Here is a 14,438-nt window from a genome sequence, read left to right on the forward strand (position 1 = left end):
CCCCCCCCCCTGAGTCACAGCCAAAACAAATTGGTATCATGTGGTCTGCCAAGAATAATCGTTGTTACAATTCGTAGAACAGATGCCGTATTCTGGCATGTGGTATTCTGTATAACCATATCTGTAAGGCGCATGACTTGACGCTGATTACATCATTTTAATATTTTTAGGACATAGTCAGAAAATGATGAAGAAAATGCTTCTCGCTGCTGCCGTCATGACCGGACTGACCGGAACGGTTGGGCATGCGGCGCTGGCGCACGATGCCCCACCTCCTCCGCCGCCGGGTGAAGGTTGCGATGCGCATGGTCCCCATCATGGACATATCCTTTCCCTGCACGGAATCACCCTGACATCGGCCCAGCATAAGAAGCTGGCGGCCCTGATGCATGGCGACCACCCTGATTTCCGCGCGGACATGCAACAAGAACGCGCCCTGCACGGGCAATTGCGCACTCTGTTGTCCACGCCAGGCGCCGTGGATCAGGCCAGCCTGACCTCTGTGGAGCAGCAGCTTGATGCCCTGCACCAGAAGCGTGAGGCGCAGCGTCTGCAGTTCGAGGTCAAGATCCACGATATCCTGACGCCGGAACAACTGGCGCAGATCAAGGAGCGTCAGGACAAGATCGACGCCCTGCAAGACCAGCTCCATGCCCTGATGGAACCCCCGCCGCCGCCGCAGAAATAATCCCTGTCCCTTGATCCCTGAAGGGTGAGGCGTGTTCTTGCCTGACCCATGACGATGGCGTCGGTTGTCCTGCAACCGGCGCCATTTTTTGTTTGGGCCGCGCCAGACGTAACGCGCATGCCCCGTGAGGCATGGGAAAACATGGCCGTTCCTGCATGTCGCCATGTCGCGCAGGGAGCGTGGCGCCAAACTATTGTGAAAAGGACACCCGGTTTGGAATCGTGCCAGCACCTTTGGGCAGGGTGAGGGCTGCGGAGCTGAAGGCACATTGCGCAGGAGCCTTTTCCTCAGGCTCTTTCACCGATATTATTTGTTTTTCATAACATATTATCGAACGTGATATATAAAGGATAACATGTTTAAAATGATGGCAATCATGAGCAGGCCAGGGGATGCGACGCAGGATATGGCAGGCGATGTGGTGGGGGGGGGATGTGACCGTACAGGCGTGATGGCCCGGCGCATCGTCCCGGCGGGCGTCCAGCATGTGGTTCATTGATGTCAGGGGGCAGGCCGCAAGCAGTTGGCCGGGGAACGGCGCATCTTTCAGGCATCAGCCTTTTTCAAAGAGGTGACGGCCTCTGAGGCTTTCCGGCGAAATGCCGCGCCAAGATGTATAATTTCAGTCAGCTATGGCGTGTCCCGCAGGCAGGTGCCCCGGACACGCCCGTCAGGCGATTATTTCGTGGTATAGCCACCATTGACGAGGATGGTCTGCCCGGTCATCCACCATCCTTCCGACACAAGGAAGCGGACATGCGGGGTGATGTCCTCGATATCCGTCAGGCCGGTCTTGCTGAAGGGCGACAGGGCGGCGGCGGTTTTATGATAAGCCACGGCCTGTTCTGATTCCTGCCCATAAAAGAACGGCGTATCCATGGGGCCAGGGCCGATTGCGTTAACCGAAATACCGCGCGCGCCATATTCCTTGGAGGCCGCGCGGGTGAAATGTTCCACCGCTGCCTTTGACCCGGCATAGGTGGAATAAAACGGCGTATACGCCCCAAGCAGTGATGTCACGAGTGTCAGCAGCTTGCCATGGTCATTCAGGTGCAGGCCCGCTTCCTTGATGAAGAAGAAGGCCGCCTTGGTATTGACGGCGAACATTTCATCATATTCGTCCTCGCTCGTCTCGGCGATGGGCTTCTTCAGGACCTTGCCCACTGTGTTGATGGCGATGTCGGGACGACCAATGGCTGCAATGGTGTCGGAAAACAGCTTTGCTGTCGCTGCGGCGGTACTCAGGTCCGCCTGGAATGCCACTGCCTGAACACCTGCGGCCTGCAGGTCCGCGATCGTGCTGTCGGCTTCGCTTTTGCTTGCGGCACTGTTGTAATGGATGGCGATGGCGCGCGCGCCATGGGCGGCAAGGTCACGGGCAATCAGGCCGCCCAGATTTTTTGCCCCGCCTGCGATCAGGACGGTTTTCCCCTTGATGCTGTGATCGACCATTGTTGCGATGTCCCCTCATTGCGATGTGCTTCCCCGAACGGGAAGGTGTGGAATGAGCGTATCATTTGCGATATCGAGATAAAGTTGCCTTTCCTGACAACATATGTCGTAAATCACGAACAGTCTGTCGCGATGGTGGCAGGTAGGGGGCGCATGGACCGGATCGACCTGTTTCGCGTTTTCGCCCGCGTGGTGGAGAGCGCAAGCTTTACCCGTGCGGCCGAGACACTGAATCTGCCACGTTCCAGTGTATCCACTGCCATACAGGAACTGGAAGGACGGCTTGGCGCGCGGCTTTTGGCGCGCACGACCCGATCTGTCACACCCACGGCGGACGGTATGGCATTTTATGACCATTGCCTGCGCCTGATCGCAGATGTGGAGGAGGCGGAAAACCTGTTCCGCCATGACGGGGCCAGCCCGCGTGGCCTGCTGCGGGTCAACCTGCCGGGCCGGATCGGGCGGTTGCTGGTGGCGCCGCGCCTGCCTGAATTCCTTGGGCGGTATCCGGGGGTTGATATCGAACTTGGTGTGACTGACCGGGCCGTCAACCTTGTGGAGGACGGGATCGACTGTGTCCTGCGCGTCGGCCCGCTGCATGATTCCGGTCTGATTGCACGCCGGATGGGGGACCTTGATCTGGTCAATGTCGCCTCTCCTGCCTATCTGGCCCAACATGGGGTACCGCAGGTTCCTGCTGACCTCGCCCATCATCTGGCCGTGCGTTATGCCTCCCCCTCCACCGGGCGGATCGAGGCATGGGAATGGGAGGAAGGCGGCACGACCAATAGCCTGCCCATGTCCGGTCGTGTCACGGTCAACAGTGCGGAGGCCTCCATCGCCTGCTGCCTTGCCGGATTGGGCCTGATCCAGGTTCCGGCCTATGACGTGGCCGCCCTTGTACAGTCGGGGGCGTTGGTGGAGGTGCTGTCCCAATGGCGCGCGGCCCCGTTGCCCATGGCGCTGCTTTATCCGCACCGCAAGCATCTGTCGCGCCGGATACAGCTTTTTGCCGACTGGCTGGAAGAGGTTCTGCATATCCCCGGACAGCCATTGGCCCATCCTGCGCCGCGCACGTCTTTGCCAGCCGATGTCATGCCGGATGCCATAACCGTGTCAGCGCGCCTGCGCGCCCCTGCACCGGGTCCGTTGGCGGGAAAGGCAGGCGCCCCATCACCGTGATGGCGGCGCGCGTGATGGGGCCACGTTGCAGGTCGAAATCCTGGTCGGGGGGATAGGCCCCCACGACAAGGAAATCGTTACTCGACCCTTCGTTCCTGTGTCCCGTGCCTGCGGGCAGGACGACGACGTCACCCGCGCGCACCGTCACAAGCCGTCCCCCCGGCCCGCCAAGGCGCAGTTGCGCGGAACCCGCGATAATCCCGAGCACCTCATGCGCGGTGCTGTGGTAATGGTGAAAGTCATAGACGCCCCATCGCCAGCGTGGTGGCCATCCATTGGCGGTAAACAGTGCCTCCATCCCGGCCGCCGGGTCGCCGCCGCGGATGGGCAGGGCGTTATGGTAATGCAGCACCGGCAGGTGCGCATTGTTGGGAACCCACCCATCGGGTGACAGCATGAAGGCATCCGGTGCATTGCGCATGGCGGCGGCCCCGCGCGCCGTGCGGACATGCTTGCCACACATCACCAGTCCAAGCATGCCAAGGATGGTCTGGAACTGTCGGCGTCCGGTCTGTGTCCTGTGCTGGCTCATGATCGGGGTCCTGCTCTGCCGTGCCCATCCATCTATATATCAGGACGTATGAGGGGCAGGCGGGTTGCAACCATATTTACCCCTGTATCGCCCGAGGGCATTTTACCCCGGCCGGGATTGGCTGGCAGAGTAATCGTGTCTCATTCTGTCGGGGCGAATGCCTTTCCTGTGTGGTGCTGCCGTTTCCGTTCTATGGCGGGAGGTGGATGGATATAGTGTAATAACCGATGCGATGGCGAAGTGTCAGCGCAAGGGCGGTAGGATAACGCTACATGCATGGGGGAGGCGGGTGCTTGGTCAAAATGTCCGATAATGACGCCGACCATATTGTCGGAATGGAAAAAGGAGGACCCATTGCTAATGCCTAATTGTAATTCTGTAGCATTTTGAAAATACCGTAGATAATGACATGCAGCCTTATGGTCAGATCCTATGGGACATTAATTGAAGATGTCCATTTCCTTCCTATTCTTTCCAGAATCCCGTAACAGAATCACAAAACCCCACGCATGTACAGTAAAAACGTGCTTAACCCCGCGTTCTCACGTGTCATTATTTTGTGACAGTGCTCGCTATCTACGGGGTTGTACGCATGGTGGGTTAATACTTCCCGCCGGGAGCAGCGCCCGTATAAAATTCCGTCAAAATCAGGCCGCTGCGAGAACCTTTGATAATAGCACCATCATTAAATTGTATTTGGACTGAAAGGCCTCTGGAAGAATTTACAGCATCTACACACTTTCCCTCTTCATTAATTTTACTTTTGAAAGGGGAGCTTACATCGGGACCAACCCTAACTTTGTCGCCCGGCAAAAGAATTGTATTTTCGGTTAAAACGATCTCATGAATTTCCTCGGCCATCACAGAATCCTTTTCTCTTTGTCGTGGAAGACTACTCTAAGCTACTTGTGGTCCTCACTGCCAGTCCGCCCGCGACGGCAAAATCTCCAACTTGCACGCAGGAACCATTTTCCGGCCCGCTGGTGATTTACCCTTACCCTCGGTATTGCTGGGCTGTTCATCGCACTCAGCGGCAAACCTCGTTTATAATTTTACCCCAAGGAATTGTAGTCCGCAAAAGCATAAACATGGGTATTTAAATAAATGATATGTTAATTTAATCTCGTGTAGGAATTATTTTCAATCTATGAAATTAGGATGAAGGGTAAATATTTGCCAACTTATAAAAATATTGATGGTGACTCTAGCATTGTATCATATGCATATGATGCAACTTCCATCGAAGTGATTTTCGGGAAGGGTAAGCAAACAACTTACATTTATACCTATGGTAGTGCCGGTATGGATCATATTGAGCGTATGAAAATACTTGCTGATTCAGGACATGGTCTGAATGAGTATATCAGACGATATGTAAATTACAAATATGCTTCAAAATCATAAAATCATATAAAATATTTCAAACCCGAATGCGCAAACCAGTATGCATGTTGTGCCTGCTGGTTTGCAATGGAATGGAATTAATTATATATAATCTGGTTTTCGTGAATATATTGTTTATTGTCAGATATTAATCTCAATTAATTGCCTAATTCCATGGCGGAAATAAGTGCGTTTGCATGTATTTCCAAGGTGTCCAGACAGGGTATCGTAAGGTTCATGCTGTCAAAAATAAGTGGTAATTCCGTGCATCCTAATATAATTGCCTCTATGTCATAAGTGTGGATCATATTTTCAATAACTTTCAAAAATCCACATTTTGTTTCTTCTTTTATTATCCCATGTTCTAATTCGTGAGATATTTTATCTGCAACGAAATCTAAATCTTCCCCTTGAGGTGAAAATATTTCTATTTTTTCTTCCTGAAAGGGTTTTTTGAAAAAATCTTCTTCCATGGTGAAACGGGTTCCTAATAACCCGACTTTTTTATACCCTAATTTTTTTGCTTCTTTTTGGGTGGCTTCAATTATACTGACTAATGGGACAGAAGATTTCGTACGTAATGTGTCGAAAACGATATGTGGCGTGTTTCCGGTCAGTGATATGATGTTGCATCCTGCGGCCTCAAGGTTGCGAATGCCATTCATGATATAGTGGGTTAAACCATCATAGTTTTTTTCTGAACAGAATTTAAGAACATCAAATACATTTAGGCTTTCAATATTAATGTTGGGAAAGAAGTTTTTACCTACAATTTTATTGGCGCCATATACTATCTTTTTATAATAAATTATTGTGGACTCAGGGCCTGTTCCGCCAATCAATCCTAATTTTTTCATTCTAATATCTCCTGACAATGTAACGTTTCACGAACTCTAGAATTTTTCTGCATAGATGTCAGCCTTGGATACTTTGGGATAATGGAGGCGGTTTCTGCCCTTTTCTCGATGTCCAATCGGTTGCTATTGGGCACTGCGAACCCTCTTTTAATGGGGGTATGCGTCCCGTCTTTGGCGGAAATCTCTGAGAGACTGTTTGAAAAACAAATCTTTGATAAACAATGGGGAAATATTTTTTTCTGTTGCCTTTCGATCGAAAAAGGCGATGTATTTTCGAAGCTTTTTGAAAAAAGCTTCACCAAAAACTTTTACGATTTCACAATCTATCGGACTTACCTTTTCAATACGGTCTCTGAGGGCAGTTTAGGGAATGACTGTTTGATCGGAGATATTTTGCAAAAACCAGCCCCGATAGCCTATGGAAACCATAAAAGCTTAGGGGCACAATGTTTGTGCGAAAAGCATTGAAATACATTGTATTTTCAAAAAATAATTCCCAAGATTGCCCGACCGCGTCCCATATTTGCCCTGTTGCACGTTCCGCCCCTTACCGATTCCCCTGACGATCACCGTGGTCCGTTCCAGCGGGGCAGTGTAATGTCGGACATATGCAGCATTGTTACCATGCAGGGGAAAGCAGGCGATGACGACAGTTCCGGTCCACAGGGGCAATGCCGCGACAGGGCGGCTGGGCGTGGCGGTGGGGCAATGTACCCTGGGCACGGTCATGCTGGCGACGGGGGCGAATGGCGTGGTGGCCATCGCGATGGGCGATGGCGCGGATGCATTGGTGCATGACCTGCATGCGCGCTTCGTGGGGGTGGAACTTGTGCTTGGCGATCCCTGCGCCAATGACTATCTGCGGCATGTGGTGGCATTTATCGACGGGGCGTCGGACGCACTCGACCTGCCTCTTGATATCGGTGGTACCGCGTTTCAAAAACGGGTGTGGGCGGCCTTGCAGGCCATCGCGCCGGGCACGACCGTAACCTATGCTGAAATCGCGCGTCGGCTGGGTACACCTTCGGCGGTGCGGGCGGTGGCGGGGGCCTGTGCTGCGAATATGCTGGCGGTGGTCATTCCCTGCCATCGTGTCGTGCGCAGTGATGGCACCTTGTCAGGCTATCGCTGGGGTGTTGCGCGCAAACAGGCACTGATTCTGCGTGAAGCCACCGGCACGGCGGCGGCCATCGCGCGGTAAGGGCCGGGAATGGCGGCGGGCGATGGGGGATGTGGATGCGGGGGCGCTGGTTGTCTTGCCATACTCTTTGCGGCATGAGGGGCACTGGCGTCCATTCATTCCCGTTTGTTGGTAGGTCCTGATATGTCAAACTATACCCCCGTTGGCCTCGGTAATGAGGCCGCAACCGTCAAAGCCCTGACGCATTCGGGGAATTTTCACGTTGATGAGACGCTGGGATATGTCATCCTGCATTACGCGCTTGCCCCCCATGGCGACCTGCGCGGCCGCGTCCTTGGGACCGTACCGACTGACAGGCTGGATTTCGGCCGGACGCGTTCGCCCGAACGTATCCGTGCGGCGGATATCGTGTTTGACGTCGGCGGTATCTATGACCCGCAAAAGGGACGTTATGACCACCACATGAAGGACAAGCCCCTGCGTGAGGACGGCACTCCCTATAGCGCGGCGGGCCTGTTGTGGAAGGATTATGGCATTGCCGCGATCCGCAATATCCTGAAGGCCCCAGTGGATGACGCGGCGCTGCCCATCATCTGGCAGGCGATTGACAAGTCACTGGTCCTGCCGATCGACCTTGATGATAATGGTGTGGTCAAGCTGGAGAAGCTGTCGCTGGCGGATATCGTTTCGTCCTGCCGCCCCGTCTGGGACACGGCGGAACTTTACGGTCCCGAAGAAGCTGCGATGCGTGAAAGTGTAGGCTTCGCCGATGCCGCGTGCGCGGTCGCGGGTTATCTTGTCAATACGGTCGATCGCGTCCGTGCCAGCCTGAAGGCAACGGATCGTGTGCTCGAAGCGTATGCGAATGCGCAGGACAAGCGTATTCTGGTCATGGAGACGGGTATGCCGACCGAAAAAGTGATTTTCGAGCATGACCTGCCTGTCGTCTATGTTGTCTCGCCCGCCGCGCCCGGCCGCTGGAACGTCAAGGCGGTCCCTCCCGTGCGGGGTGATTTCGGGCAGCGTGTCTCTCTGCCTGAAGCCTGGCGCGGACTTGATGGAGAGGCTCTGGCCAAGGTGTCGGGGGTGGCGGATGCAGTGTTCGCCCATCCCGCACGCTTCATCTGTGGCGCAGGCAGCAGGGAAGGGGCGCTGGAGATGGCGCGCCTTGCGCTGGAAATCGACGCCTCCCAGAACAAGGGCGCATGAGGCCAGCGCACAGACACGACACAGATACGCACCATAGAAGCTATTGGACGCCGCCTTTTTGAAAAAAGGCGGCGTGCTTCAGGGATTTTGTAAAAGACGCCCCCAGGCGTCATCGTTATGGATGCGATGATTGCCTGATGGGGCTTTTGCGTTGCCTGCCATCTTTTGCAGGATGGTCGGTCACTATCGGCGGGGTGGTATGTTGGTGTCCGCGGCGGGATTCGAACCCACGGCCCCAGGATTCATCCCACTTCGACTTTCGCCGCCGCCATCATGCGATGGCGTTCGTGGTCTGGACTGTCCCTTCGCCATGGACCCACCATAGGGGGGGTCGGTAGGCGCTGCCCATCCAGTCTCTACACCTTCCCGGCATGGGGCCGGGCTTGGCTCGGGATTGGCACGGCATTCCTGCCAGAGCGTTCCCCGAATTTGAGCAGATCCGCCACGTGGTTTCCCGTCGTGACGCCCAATTGCTACTAGGAATCCTGTGCTCTATCCTGCTGAGCTACGCGGACATACACCCGTTATATCTAGCCGAGGGGCCGGGGTGGGGCAAGTATCAATATGGCCATGCCCATCGGTACAATATGCAACGCCATGCCCGCCCCCATGCTGCAACATGGCGCAGGCTGGTCAAGATTTTCGAAATTCTTTGAAAATATATTATATTTTCTAAAAATATCCCCATAAACATGTCGGGTTGGGGGATGTTTTATGACGCGCCTAGCGCTGCCGCGCCATAATCCGCGCCTGTGTGGCAAGGCGTGCGATATGGCGTTTGCACAGCACGACATCTGGGCTGCCGGTCTGCTTGCAGGCCAGTTCAAGCTGTTGTGTCCATGTGGCCGCCTGCATCAGGGCATCTGCATCCCATATCGTGACGGCACGGCCAAACTGTTCCGTGCGTTTGAAAAAGACCGGTGGCCGCAGGGCGGACATGGCGTCCGCACGTCCCTGTCCCGCATCCATCGCCAGACGCACACGCCGCAGCCGGTGGATATGCGACAGCAGCGCGCGTGCCGCGCCAATCGGGTTCATGCGGTCGGTGCTCATCGCGCGTTCGATCGCAAGGTCGGCCCCCGCCCGGTCGCCCGACATTGCGGCAAAGGCCGCATCCTCAAGCGATACGCTGGCGGCATCGCCAATGCAGGCCTGAACGTCTTCATGTGTCAGACGCCCGCCCTGTCCCGCGAACAGGAAGAGTTTTTCCACCTCTGCACGGGTTGCGGCGCGGTCCGGGCTGGCGCGTTCCGCAAACCATGACAGCGCGTCGGGATCAATCTCCACCCCAAGGGCCAAGAGCATCTGGCGGATGCTGCCCTCAAGCACGCGACCTTCTTCGGGGTAGCAGGCGATGGCGGCGCAGTTCGGTGCTTTTTCCAGCAGGGCACGTAGTTTGGAGCGGGACTCCAGCCCTGGCGCCTCCATGATGAGCAATGTGTCCGTATCGGCTGCCAGGCACTCCTTGACCGGTCCCGTCAGGCCATCACGCGCCTCGCGCACCCAAACGACGCGACGCCCCCCGACAAGTGACAGTGCAGCGCATTCTTCCGCCATGCGGTCATGCGCGTCGCGACCCAGTATGGCGACACGGAACGGATCATCCAGTTCGGGCGTAATGACCTGCGCCGCCTGTGTCGCGCGTTCACGGATCAGGCCGGTATCTTCGCCATGCAGCAATATGACACGCCATGCGCCCGGGTCGCGCAGGGTGCTGGCGATTGCGCGCGGGCTGATCTTCACTGGTTGGTGCCGCTGCCACCGATGTTGACATTATCGGGGCTGTCGCTCCCGACGCTGACGGAGGTGCCTACGTCGCTTTCGTCATTCAGCTGTGAATTCGACCGCCCCGTGGCCAGTGCGGGCAGGCCGTCCGCACCGGGGCGTTGTGATGGCATCTGGTTGTTGCTGCTGGCGTTGGCGATCGAGTCGGGGTCGATGAAGCGGGGCTGGTTCTGTTCCGCGTCTGACCCGTCTGTCGCGGGCTTGGCATGGGTGCGGAACCATACCCCCACCTGCTGGGTAATCTGTTCGGCCATGTTCTTCGCCACACGGGTGCGCACGGTCTCAAGGTTCAGCGACAGGGCGAAATACTGTTCATATGTATTGTTGACGCCGTCGATGATGTTCGCATCCCCTTCGGCCAGCAGGCGTGGGCTGGCGCTGACGGTATAAAGCTGCCAGTGGGCGAAGGCAGTGGTGCGGGTGCGCCCGCTGGTATTATCCGAATGGATGTCCACCGCCTCGTTCATCATGTAGGTGCGGATGCGCAGGCTGTAGCGGGTCGGGTTTTCAGGCCCCGCCCCGCCAAGGTCCTGTTGCAGGAACTGTCGCAACTGCTGGCCGTAACGTTCCGTGATGCGCGGCACATAAACCTGTTGCAGTTCGGCCGCCACATCCGTCACCGTGGCCTTGCCGTCAGGCCCGATATGCTTTCCTGTCGTCTGGTACATGGGCGAGAAACCGCACCCGCCCATCATGACCACAAATGCGGCCGCAAAAAGCGGCGATACGCTGCGACGACACGAAAGGCGTATCATCTATTTCGCAATCACAAGGTTGACGATCCGCCCCGGCACGTAAATGCGCTTGACGATCCGCGCGCCCTCCAGCAGGCGCGCGACATTGGGTTCGGCCTCCGCACGGGCGATGACCTCGTCCTTGGGCAGGTCGGGGGCCACCGCGATCGTGCCACGCAGCTTGCCCATGATCTGCACCGCGATCGTGACCTCGCTTGCGACAAGCAGGTCCTCCTGCGCCTTGGGCCATGTGCGTTCGACCACCGGCCTGCCTGCGGGTTCCAGCAGTGTCATCATCGCTTCGGCCTGGTGCGGGATCATCGGTGCGCACAACAGCGCCAGCGCCCCGGCCGCCTCACGCCGGGCAAAGGCGACGCCGTCTTCGTCCGCATGCTTTTCCGCATCGGCCAGCGCACTGGTCAGTTCATGCAGCCGCGCGACCGCGACATTGGGGCTGAACCCTTCGAGGGCTTCTGTCACTGCCACGATTGTGCGGTGGGTCGTGCGGCGCAGTGCGTCGGCGGGTTTGGCAACCTGCGTGGGGCAGGGGGCGTCGGTCGGGACCTGTGCCGCCACACCGCGCACGACGCGGAACAGGCGTTGCAGGAAACGCGCGGCCCCGGCCACACCGGATTCCGTCCATTCCATGTCCCGTTCCGGCGGGCTGTCCGACAGGACGAACCAGCGTGCCGTATCCGCGCCGAAACGGTCGATGATCGTGATCGGCGCCACGGTGTTGCGCTTGGATTTGGACATCTTCTCGACCCGGCCGACCGTGACCGCGTCACCGGTGTCACGGCGGGTTGCCCCCGTGCCCGTGCGTTCGACCTCATCAGGATAGAGCCAGTTGCCAGCCGCGTCGCGATAGCTTTCGTGGTTGACCATCCCTTGGGTGAACAATCCGTCGAACGGCTCATCAACATTCAGGTGCCCGGTTTCATGCATCGCGCGGGTAAAGAAACGTGCATAGAGCAGGTGCAGGATCGCATGTTCGATCCCACCGATATACTGGTCCACCGGCAACCACCCGTCCGCCGCCGCGACCACGGTGGGGTGTGGGGCGTGTGGGGCGGTAAAGCGGGCGAAATACCATGAACTGTCCACGAATGTGTCGCAGGTATCCGTCTCGCGCGTGGCGGGCGCGCCGCATCTGGGACAGGCGACATGTTTCCATGTCGGGTGATGTTCAAGCGGGTTGCCCGGACGGTCGAACGTCACGTCATCGGGCAGGACCACCGGAAGCTGCGCGTCGGGGACAGGTACCGCACCACAGGTCTGACAATGGATGATGGGGATGGGGCAGCCCCAGTAACGTTGCCGGGAAATGCCCCAGTCACGCAGGCGCCAGTTGACCACGCCACGGCCCACGCCCAACCCTTCCAGGCGGGCGATGGCCTCTTTCTTGGCGCTTGCGATATCGAGGCCGTCAAGAAAGGCGGAATTGAACAGCGTGCCCTGTCCGTCGGTCGCCTTGTCGGTGACGGCGAAGGTCTGTGGGTTGGCATCGTGCGGCAAGATGACGGGAATGAAGGGCAGGTGGTACTTGTTGGCGAAATCAAGGTCACGCTGGTCGCCGCAGGGGCAGCCGAACACGGCGCCCGTTCCGTAATCCATCAGGACGAAATTTGCGATCCAGACCGGGAACGACCTGTCCGGCATGAAGGGATGCGACACGCGCAGGCCGGTATCGAAACCACGCTTTTCCGCGGTCTCGATGGCTTCTTCGGACGTGCCCAGGCGATGGCATTGCGCAATGAATTCACCCGCCTGCGCATTTTTCGCCGCGACCTTGGCCGCCAGCGGGTGGTCAGCCGCGATGGCGAGGAACGACATCCCGAACAGCGTATCAGGCCGTGTGGTGAACACCTCCACCGAATCAAGATCCACGTCGAATCCTGCCGGTGGCTGATGCAGGCCAAAGCGCACGCGCGCGCCCTCTGACCGGCCGATCCAGCGTTCCTGCATCGTGCGGACCCGTTCGGGCCAGCGCGGCAGGTGCGACAGCCCATCAAGCAGTTGCGGCGCGAATTTTGTGATCTTCAGGAACCATTGCGAAAGCTGTTTCTGCTCGATCAGTGCGCCTGAACGCCAGCCACGACCGTCCACAACCTGTTCATTCGCCAGTACGGTATTGTCCACCGGGTCCCAGTTGACCCAGCTTTCACGCCGTTCCACAAGGCCGGCTGCCAGCATGTCAAGGAACAGCTTCTGCTGCTTGCCGTAATATTCAGGCAGGCAGGTTGCGATCTCGCGGTCCCAGTTGAAGGAAAAGCCAAGCTGCTTGAGCGTGGTGCGCATGGCCGCGATGTTGTCCATCGTCCATTTGCCCGGATGGACCCCGCGTTCCCGCGCGGCGTTTTCCGCCGGCAGGCCGAATGCATCCCATCCCATCGGATGCAGCACGCTGAACCCCTGCGCACGCTTGTAACGCGCAACCACATCGCCCAGCGTATAATTGCGGACATGGCCCATGTGCAACTGCCCCGAAGGGTAGGGAAACATTTCCAGCACATAATATTTCGGCCGGTCGGCGGGGGGCACGTCAGGCACGTCGAAGACGCCGCTCTGTTCCCATCGCGCCTGCCACAGCGGCTCGGCGGTGGCGAAGTCATAGGCAAGGACGGCGGCGGTATCGGCGGGGGTCTTGGAATCGGTCATCTTGGTCATCTGGTCCGGGCGCGAGGAGTTAGTTCTTGTGGCCGTTATCGGCACGCAGTTGGCGCGCACGGGTCAGGATCTTGGAGGTGATGTCGGACACCGTATTGGCGGCGACGGGGGTATCGGTCCACTGACCGTCCTGCAGCACCTGGCGGAACACCGAAACACGTACGGCGTCAGAGCGCAGGTCGCTCGACAGGATGAAGCAGGTGATCTTGAACCGTTCGTTCTGCGTGGCGGGTGGCGTGTACCAGTCCGTCAGGATGACCCCCCCGATCGCATCGGCGGAAGCGAACGGCATGAACGACAGGGTATCGATCGCCCCACGCCACAGATAGGCGTTGACGCCGCTTTTTTCCAGTTGGTCATTACCCCCCGTCGCCCCGCGGTCTTCCTTCAGGAGCTTGTTCTGGGGCCGGGCGAGGCCGGTGCTGTCATGCGGGCCTGTCGAACACGCGCCAAGCAGCGTGCCAAGCATCAGGACCGGCAACCCCATGCGCATGGCGCGGCGGGAGGGGGGGCGAAGGGCGGAAGTTGGCGGACGAAGGGTCATGATGCCTCTATGGACGCCGGGGATTGGCCCCGCATGTGGTATTTCGGCCCCGTGTGCCGCGCATCCCGTCACGATATGTCCGGATGAACGGCCACGGTCCTGCCTGTATCGATATGCGTCCTTCATATCCCGCCGCGCCGGTCCCGCCAAGTCACGCGGCGACTTTCTGTGCCACCATCGTGACGACGTGCCCGGTGGTGCATGGGTGTGGGCCATGGCGCCGGGGCGTCGATGGTAGTACTTATGGCATCGACAGACGCCCCG

Annotated in this window: 15 protein-coding genes; 7 read left to right on the forward strand and 8 right to left on the reverse strand. The window is 57.8% G+C overall.

Annotation, left to right across the window (positions count from 1 at the left end; translation table 11 throughout):
- The first annotated feature begins 184 nt into the window (after nucleotides 1–184).
- Nucleotides 185–688, forward strand: a complete 504-nt coding sequence (locus B7G66_RS12510) for a Spy/CpxP family protein refolding chaperone (RefSeq protein ID WP_040510434.1) — start codon at nucleotides 185–187, stop codon at nucleotides 686–688.
- 376 nt (nucleotides 689–1,064) lie between these two features.
- A complete protein-coding gene (locus B7G66_RS19000; RefSeq protein ID WP_264986115.1) occupies nucleotides 1,065–1,187 on the forward strand; it encodes a hypothetical protein in 123 nt (40 codons plus the stop codon).
- A gap of 179 nt (nucleotides 1,188–1,366) precedes the next feature.
- Here B7G66_RS19000 and B7G66_RS12515 read toward each other — a convergent pair whose 3' ends face one another.
- Nucleotides 1,367–2,140, reverse strand: coding sequence for an SDR family oxidoreductase (locus tag B7G66_RS12515; RefSeq protein ID WP_003617801.1), 774 nt, complete (start codon nucleotides 2,138–2,140; stop codon nucleotides 1,367–1,369).
- A 153-nt stretch (nucleotides 2,141–2,293) separates the two neighbouring features.
- Between B7G66_RS12515 and B7G66_RS12520 the strand changes: the two genes are divergently transcribed.
- Nucleotides 2,294–3,322 (forward strand): LysR family transcriptional regulator, encoded by a 1,029-nt coding sequence (locus B7G66_RS12520; RefSeq protein ID WP_003617802.1) that lies wholly within the window; start codon nucleotides 2,294–2,296, stop codon nucleotides 3,320–3,322.
- On the opposite strand, the gene B7G66_RS12525 is transcribed toward B7G66_RS12520, so the two are convergent.
- Together B7G66_RS12525 and B7G66_RS17455 are read right to left on the reverse strand one after the other, a co-directional pair.
- Nucleotides 3,234–3,854: a cupin domain-containing protein gene (locus B7G66_RS12525; RefSeq protein WP_064478806.1), complete on the reverse strand. Its 621-nt coding sequence runs from the start codon at nucleotides 3,852–3,854 to the stop codon at nucleotides 3,234–3,236. The two genes, B7G66_RS12520 and B7G66_RS12525, sit on opposite strands and share 89 nt — an antisense overlap.
- Nucleotides 3,855–4,454: 600 nt before the next feature.
- Nucleotides 4,455–4,715: a hypothetical protein gene (locus B7G66_RS17455; RefSeq protein ID WP_003617804.1), complete on the reverse strand. Its 261-nt coding sequence runs from the start codon at nucleotides 4,713–4,715 to the stop codon at nucleotides 4,455–4,457.
- Nucleotides 4,716–5,012: 297 nt separating this feature from the next.
- Between B7G66_RS17455 and B7G66_RS12530 the strand changes: the two genes are divergently transcribed.
- The gene (locus tag B7G66_RS12530) at nucleotides 5,013–5,258 is read left to right on the forward strand and encodes a hypothetical protein (RefSeq protein WP_080545397.1); all 246 of its coding nucleotides are present in this window, start codon (nucleotides 5,013–5,015) and stop codon (nucleotides 5,256–5,258) included.
- 137 nt (nucleotides 5,259–5,395) lie between these two features.
- On the opposite strand, the gene B7G66_RS12535 is transcribed toward B7G66_RS12530, so the two are convergent.
- Entirely contained in the window at nucleotides 5,396–6,094 is a 699-nt protein-coding gene (locus B7G66_RS12535) for an aspartate/glutamate racemase family protein (protein WP_003617805.1), read from the reverse strand.
- An 81-nt stretch (nucleotides 6,095–6,175) separates the two neighbouring features.
- Between B7G66_RS12535 and B7G66_RS12540 the strand changes: the two genes are divergently transcribed.
- The 3 genes from B7G66_RS12540 to B7G66_RS12550 all read left to right on the forward strand — a co-directional run bounded on the left by B7G66_RS12540 (nucleotide 6,176) and on the right by B7G66_RS12550 (nucleotide 8,444).
- Entirely contained in the window at nucleotides 6,176–6,562 is a 387-nt protein-coding gene (locus B7G66_RS12540) for a hypothetical protein (protein WP_003617806.1), read from the forward strand.
- A gap of 175 nt (nucleotides 6,563–6,737) precedes the next feature.
- Entirely contained in the window at nucleotides 6,738–7,295 is a 558-nt protein-coding gene (locus B7G66_RS12545; protein ID WP_003617807.1) for a methylated-DNA--[protein]-cysteine S-methyltransferase, read from the forward strand.
- Nucleotides 7,296–7,418: 123 nt separating this feature from the next.
- Entirely contained in the window at nucleotides 7,419–8,444 is a 1,026-nt protein-coding gene (locus B7G66_RS12550; RefSeq protein WP_003617808.1) for an MYG1 family protein, read from the forward strand.
- A 723-nt stretch (nucleotides 8,445–9,167) separates the two neighbouring features.
- Here the strand turns inward: B7G66_RS12550 and holA are convergent.
- From holA to B7G66_RS12575, 4 genes are read right to left on the reverse strand one after another with little or no spacing between them, the layout of a single operon-like run.
- The gene (holA, locus tag B7G66_RS12560; RefSeq protein WP_003617809.1) at nucleotides 9,168–10,187 is read right to left on the reverse strand and encodes a DNA polymerase III subunit delta; all 1,020 of its coding nucleotides are present in this window, start codon (nucleotides 10,185–10,187) and stop codon (nucleotides 9,168–9,170) included.
- Nucleotides 10,184–10,984 (reverse strand): LPS assembly lipoprotein LptE, encoded by an 801-nt coding sequence (locus B7G66_RS12565; RefSeq protein ID WP_003617810.1) that lies wholly within the window; start codon nucleotides 10,982–10,984, stop codon nucleotides 10,184–10,186. Before B7G66_RS12565 ends, holA begins: the two co-directional genes overlap by 4 nt.
- Nucleotides 10,985–13,621: a leucine--tRNA ligase gene (leuS, locus tag B7G66_RS12570; protein ID WP_048859238.1), complete on the reverse strand. Its 2,637-nt coding sequence runs from the start codon at nucleotides 13,619–13,621 to the stop codon at nucleotides 10,985–10,987.
- 28 nt (nucleotides 13,622–13,649) lie between these two features.
- Entirely contained in the window at nucleotides 13,650–14,174 is a 525-nt protein-coding gene (locus B7G66_RS12575; protein ID WP_040511456.1) for a DUF3576 domain-containing protein, read from the reverse strand.
- Nucleotides 14,175–14,438 lie beyond the last annotated feature (264 nt).

The organism is Novacetimonas hansenii JCM 7643, from assembly GCF_000964405.1.
GTDB classification, from domain to species: domain Bacteria; phylum Pseudomonadota; class Alphaproteobacteria; order Acetobacterales; family Acetobacteraceae; genus Novacetimonas; species Novacetimonas hansenii.

Bases quoted from the DNA above. Each gene is read 5' to 3' on its own strand.
- B7G66_RS17455 (WP_003617804.1), bottom strand. From the start codon at position 4,715: ATGGCCGAGGAAATTCATGAGATCGTTTTAACCGAAAATACAATTCTT.
- B7G66_RS12530 (WP_080545397.1), top strand. From the start codon at position 5,013: ATGAAGGGTAAATATTTGCCAACTTATAAAAATATTGATGGTGACTCT.
- B7G66_RS12565 (WP_003617810.1), bottom strand. From the start codon at position 10,984: ATGATACGCCTTTCGTGTCGTCGCAGCGTATCGCCGCTTTTTGCGGCC.
- B7G66_RS12550 (WP_003617808.1), top strand. From the start codon at position 7,419: ATGTCAAACTATACCCCCGTTGGCCTCGGTAATGAGGCCGCAACCGTC.
- leuS (WP_048859238.1), bottom strand. From the start codon at position 13,621: ATGACCGATTCCAAGACCCCCGCCGATACCGCCGCCGTCCTTGCCTAT.
- B7G66_RS12510 (WP_040510434.1), top strand. From the start codon at position 185: ATGATGAAGAAAATGCTTCTCGCTGCTGCCGTCATGACCGGACTGACC.
- B7G66_RS12520 (WP_003617802.1), top strand. From the start codon at position 2,294: ATGGACCGGATCGACCTGTTTCGCGTTTTCGCCCGCGTGGTGGAGAGC.
- B7G66_RS12525 (WP_064478806.1), bottom strand. From the start codon at position 3,854: ATGAGCCAGCACAGGACACAGACCGGACGCCGACAGTTCCAGACCATC.
- B7G66_RS19000 (WP_264986115.1), top strand. From the start codon at position 1,065: ATGAGCAGGCCAGGGGATGCGACGCAGGATATGGCAGGCGATGTGGTG.
- B7G66_RS12515 (WP_003617801.1), bottom strand. From the start codon at position 2,140: ATGGTCGATCACAGCATCAAGGGGAAAACCGTCCTGATCGCAGGCGGG.
- B7G66_RS12535 (WP_003617805.1), bottom strand. From the start codon at position 6,094: ATGAAAAAATTAGGATTGATTGGCGGAACAGGCCCTGAGTCCACAATA.
- B7G66_RS12545 (WP_003617807.1), top strand. From the start codon at position 6,738: ATGACGACAGTTCCGGTCCACAGGGGCAATGCCGCGACAGGGCGGCTG.
- B7G66_RS12575 (WP_040511456.1), bottom strand. From the start codon at position 14,174: ATGACCCTTCGTCCGCCAACTTCCGCCCTTCGCCCCCCCTCCCGCCGC.
- B7G66_RS12540 (WP_003617806.1), top strand. From the start codon at position 6,176: ATGGAGGCGGTTTCTGCCCTTTTCTCGATGTCCAATCGGTTGCTATTG.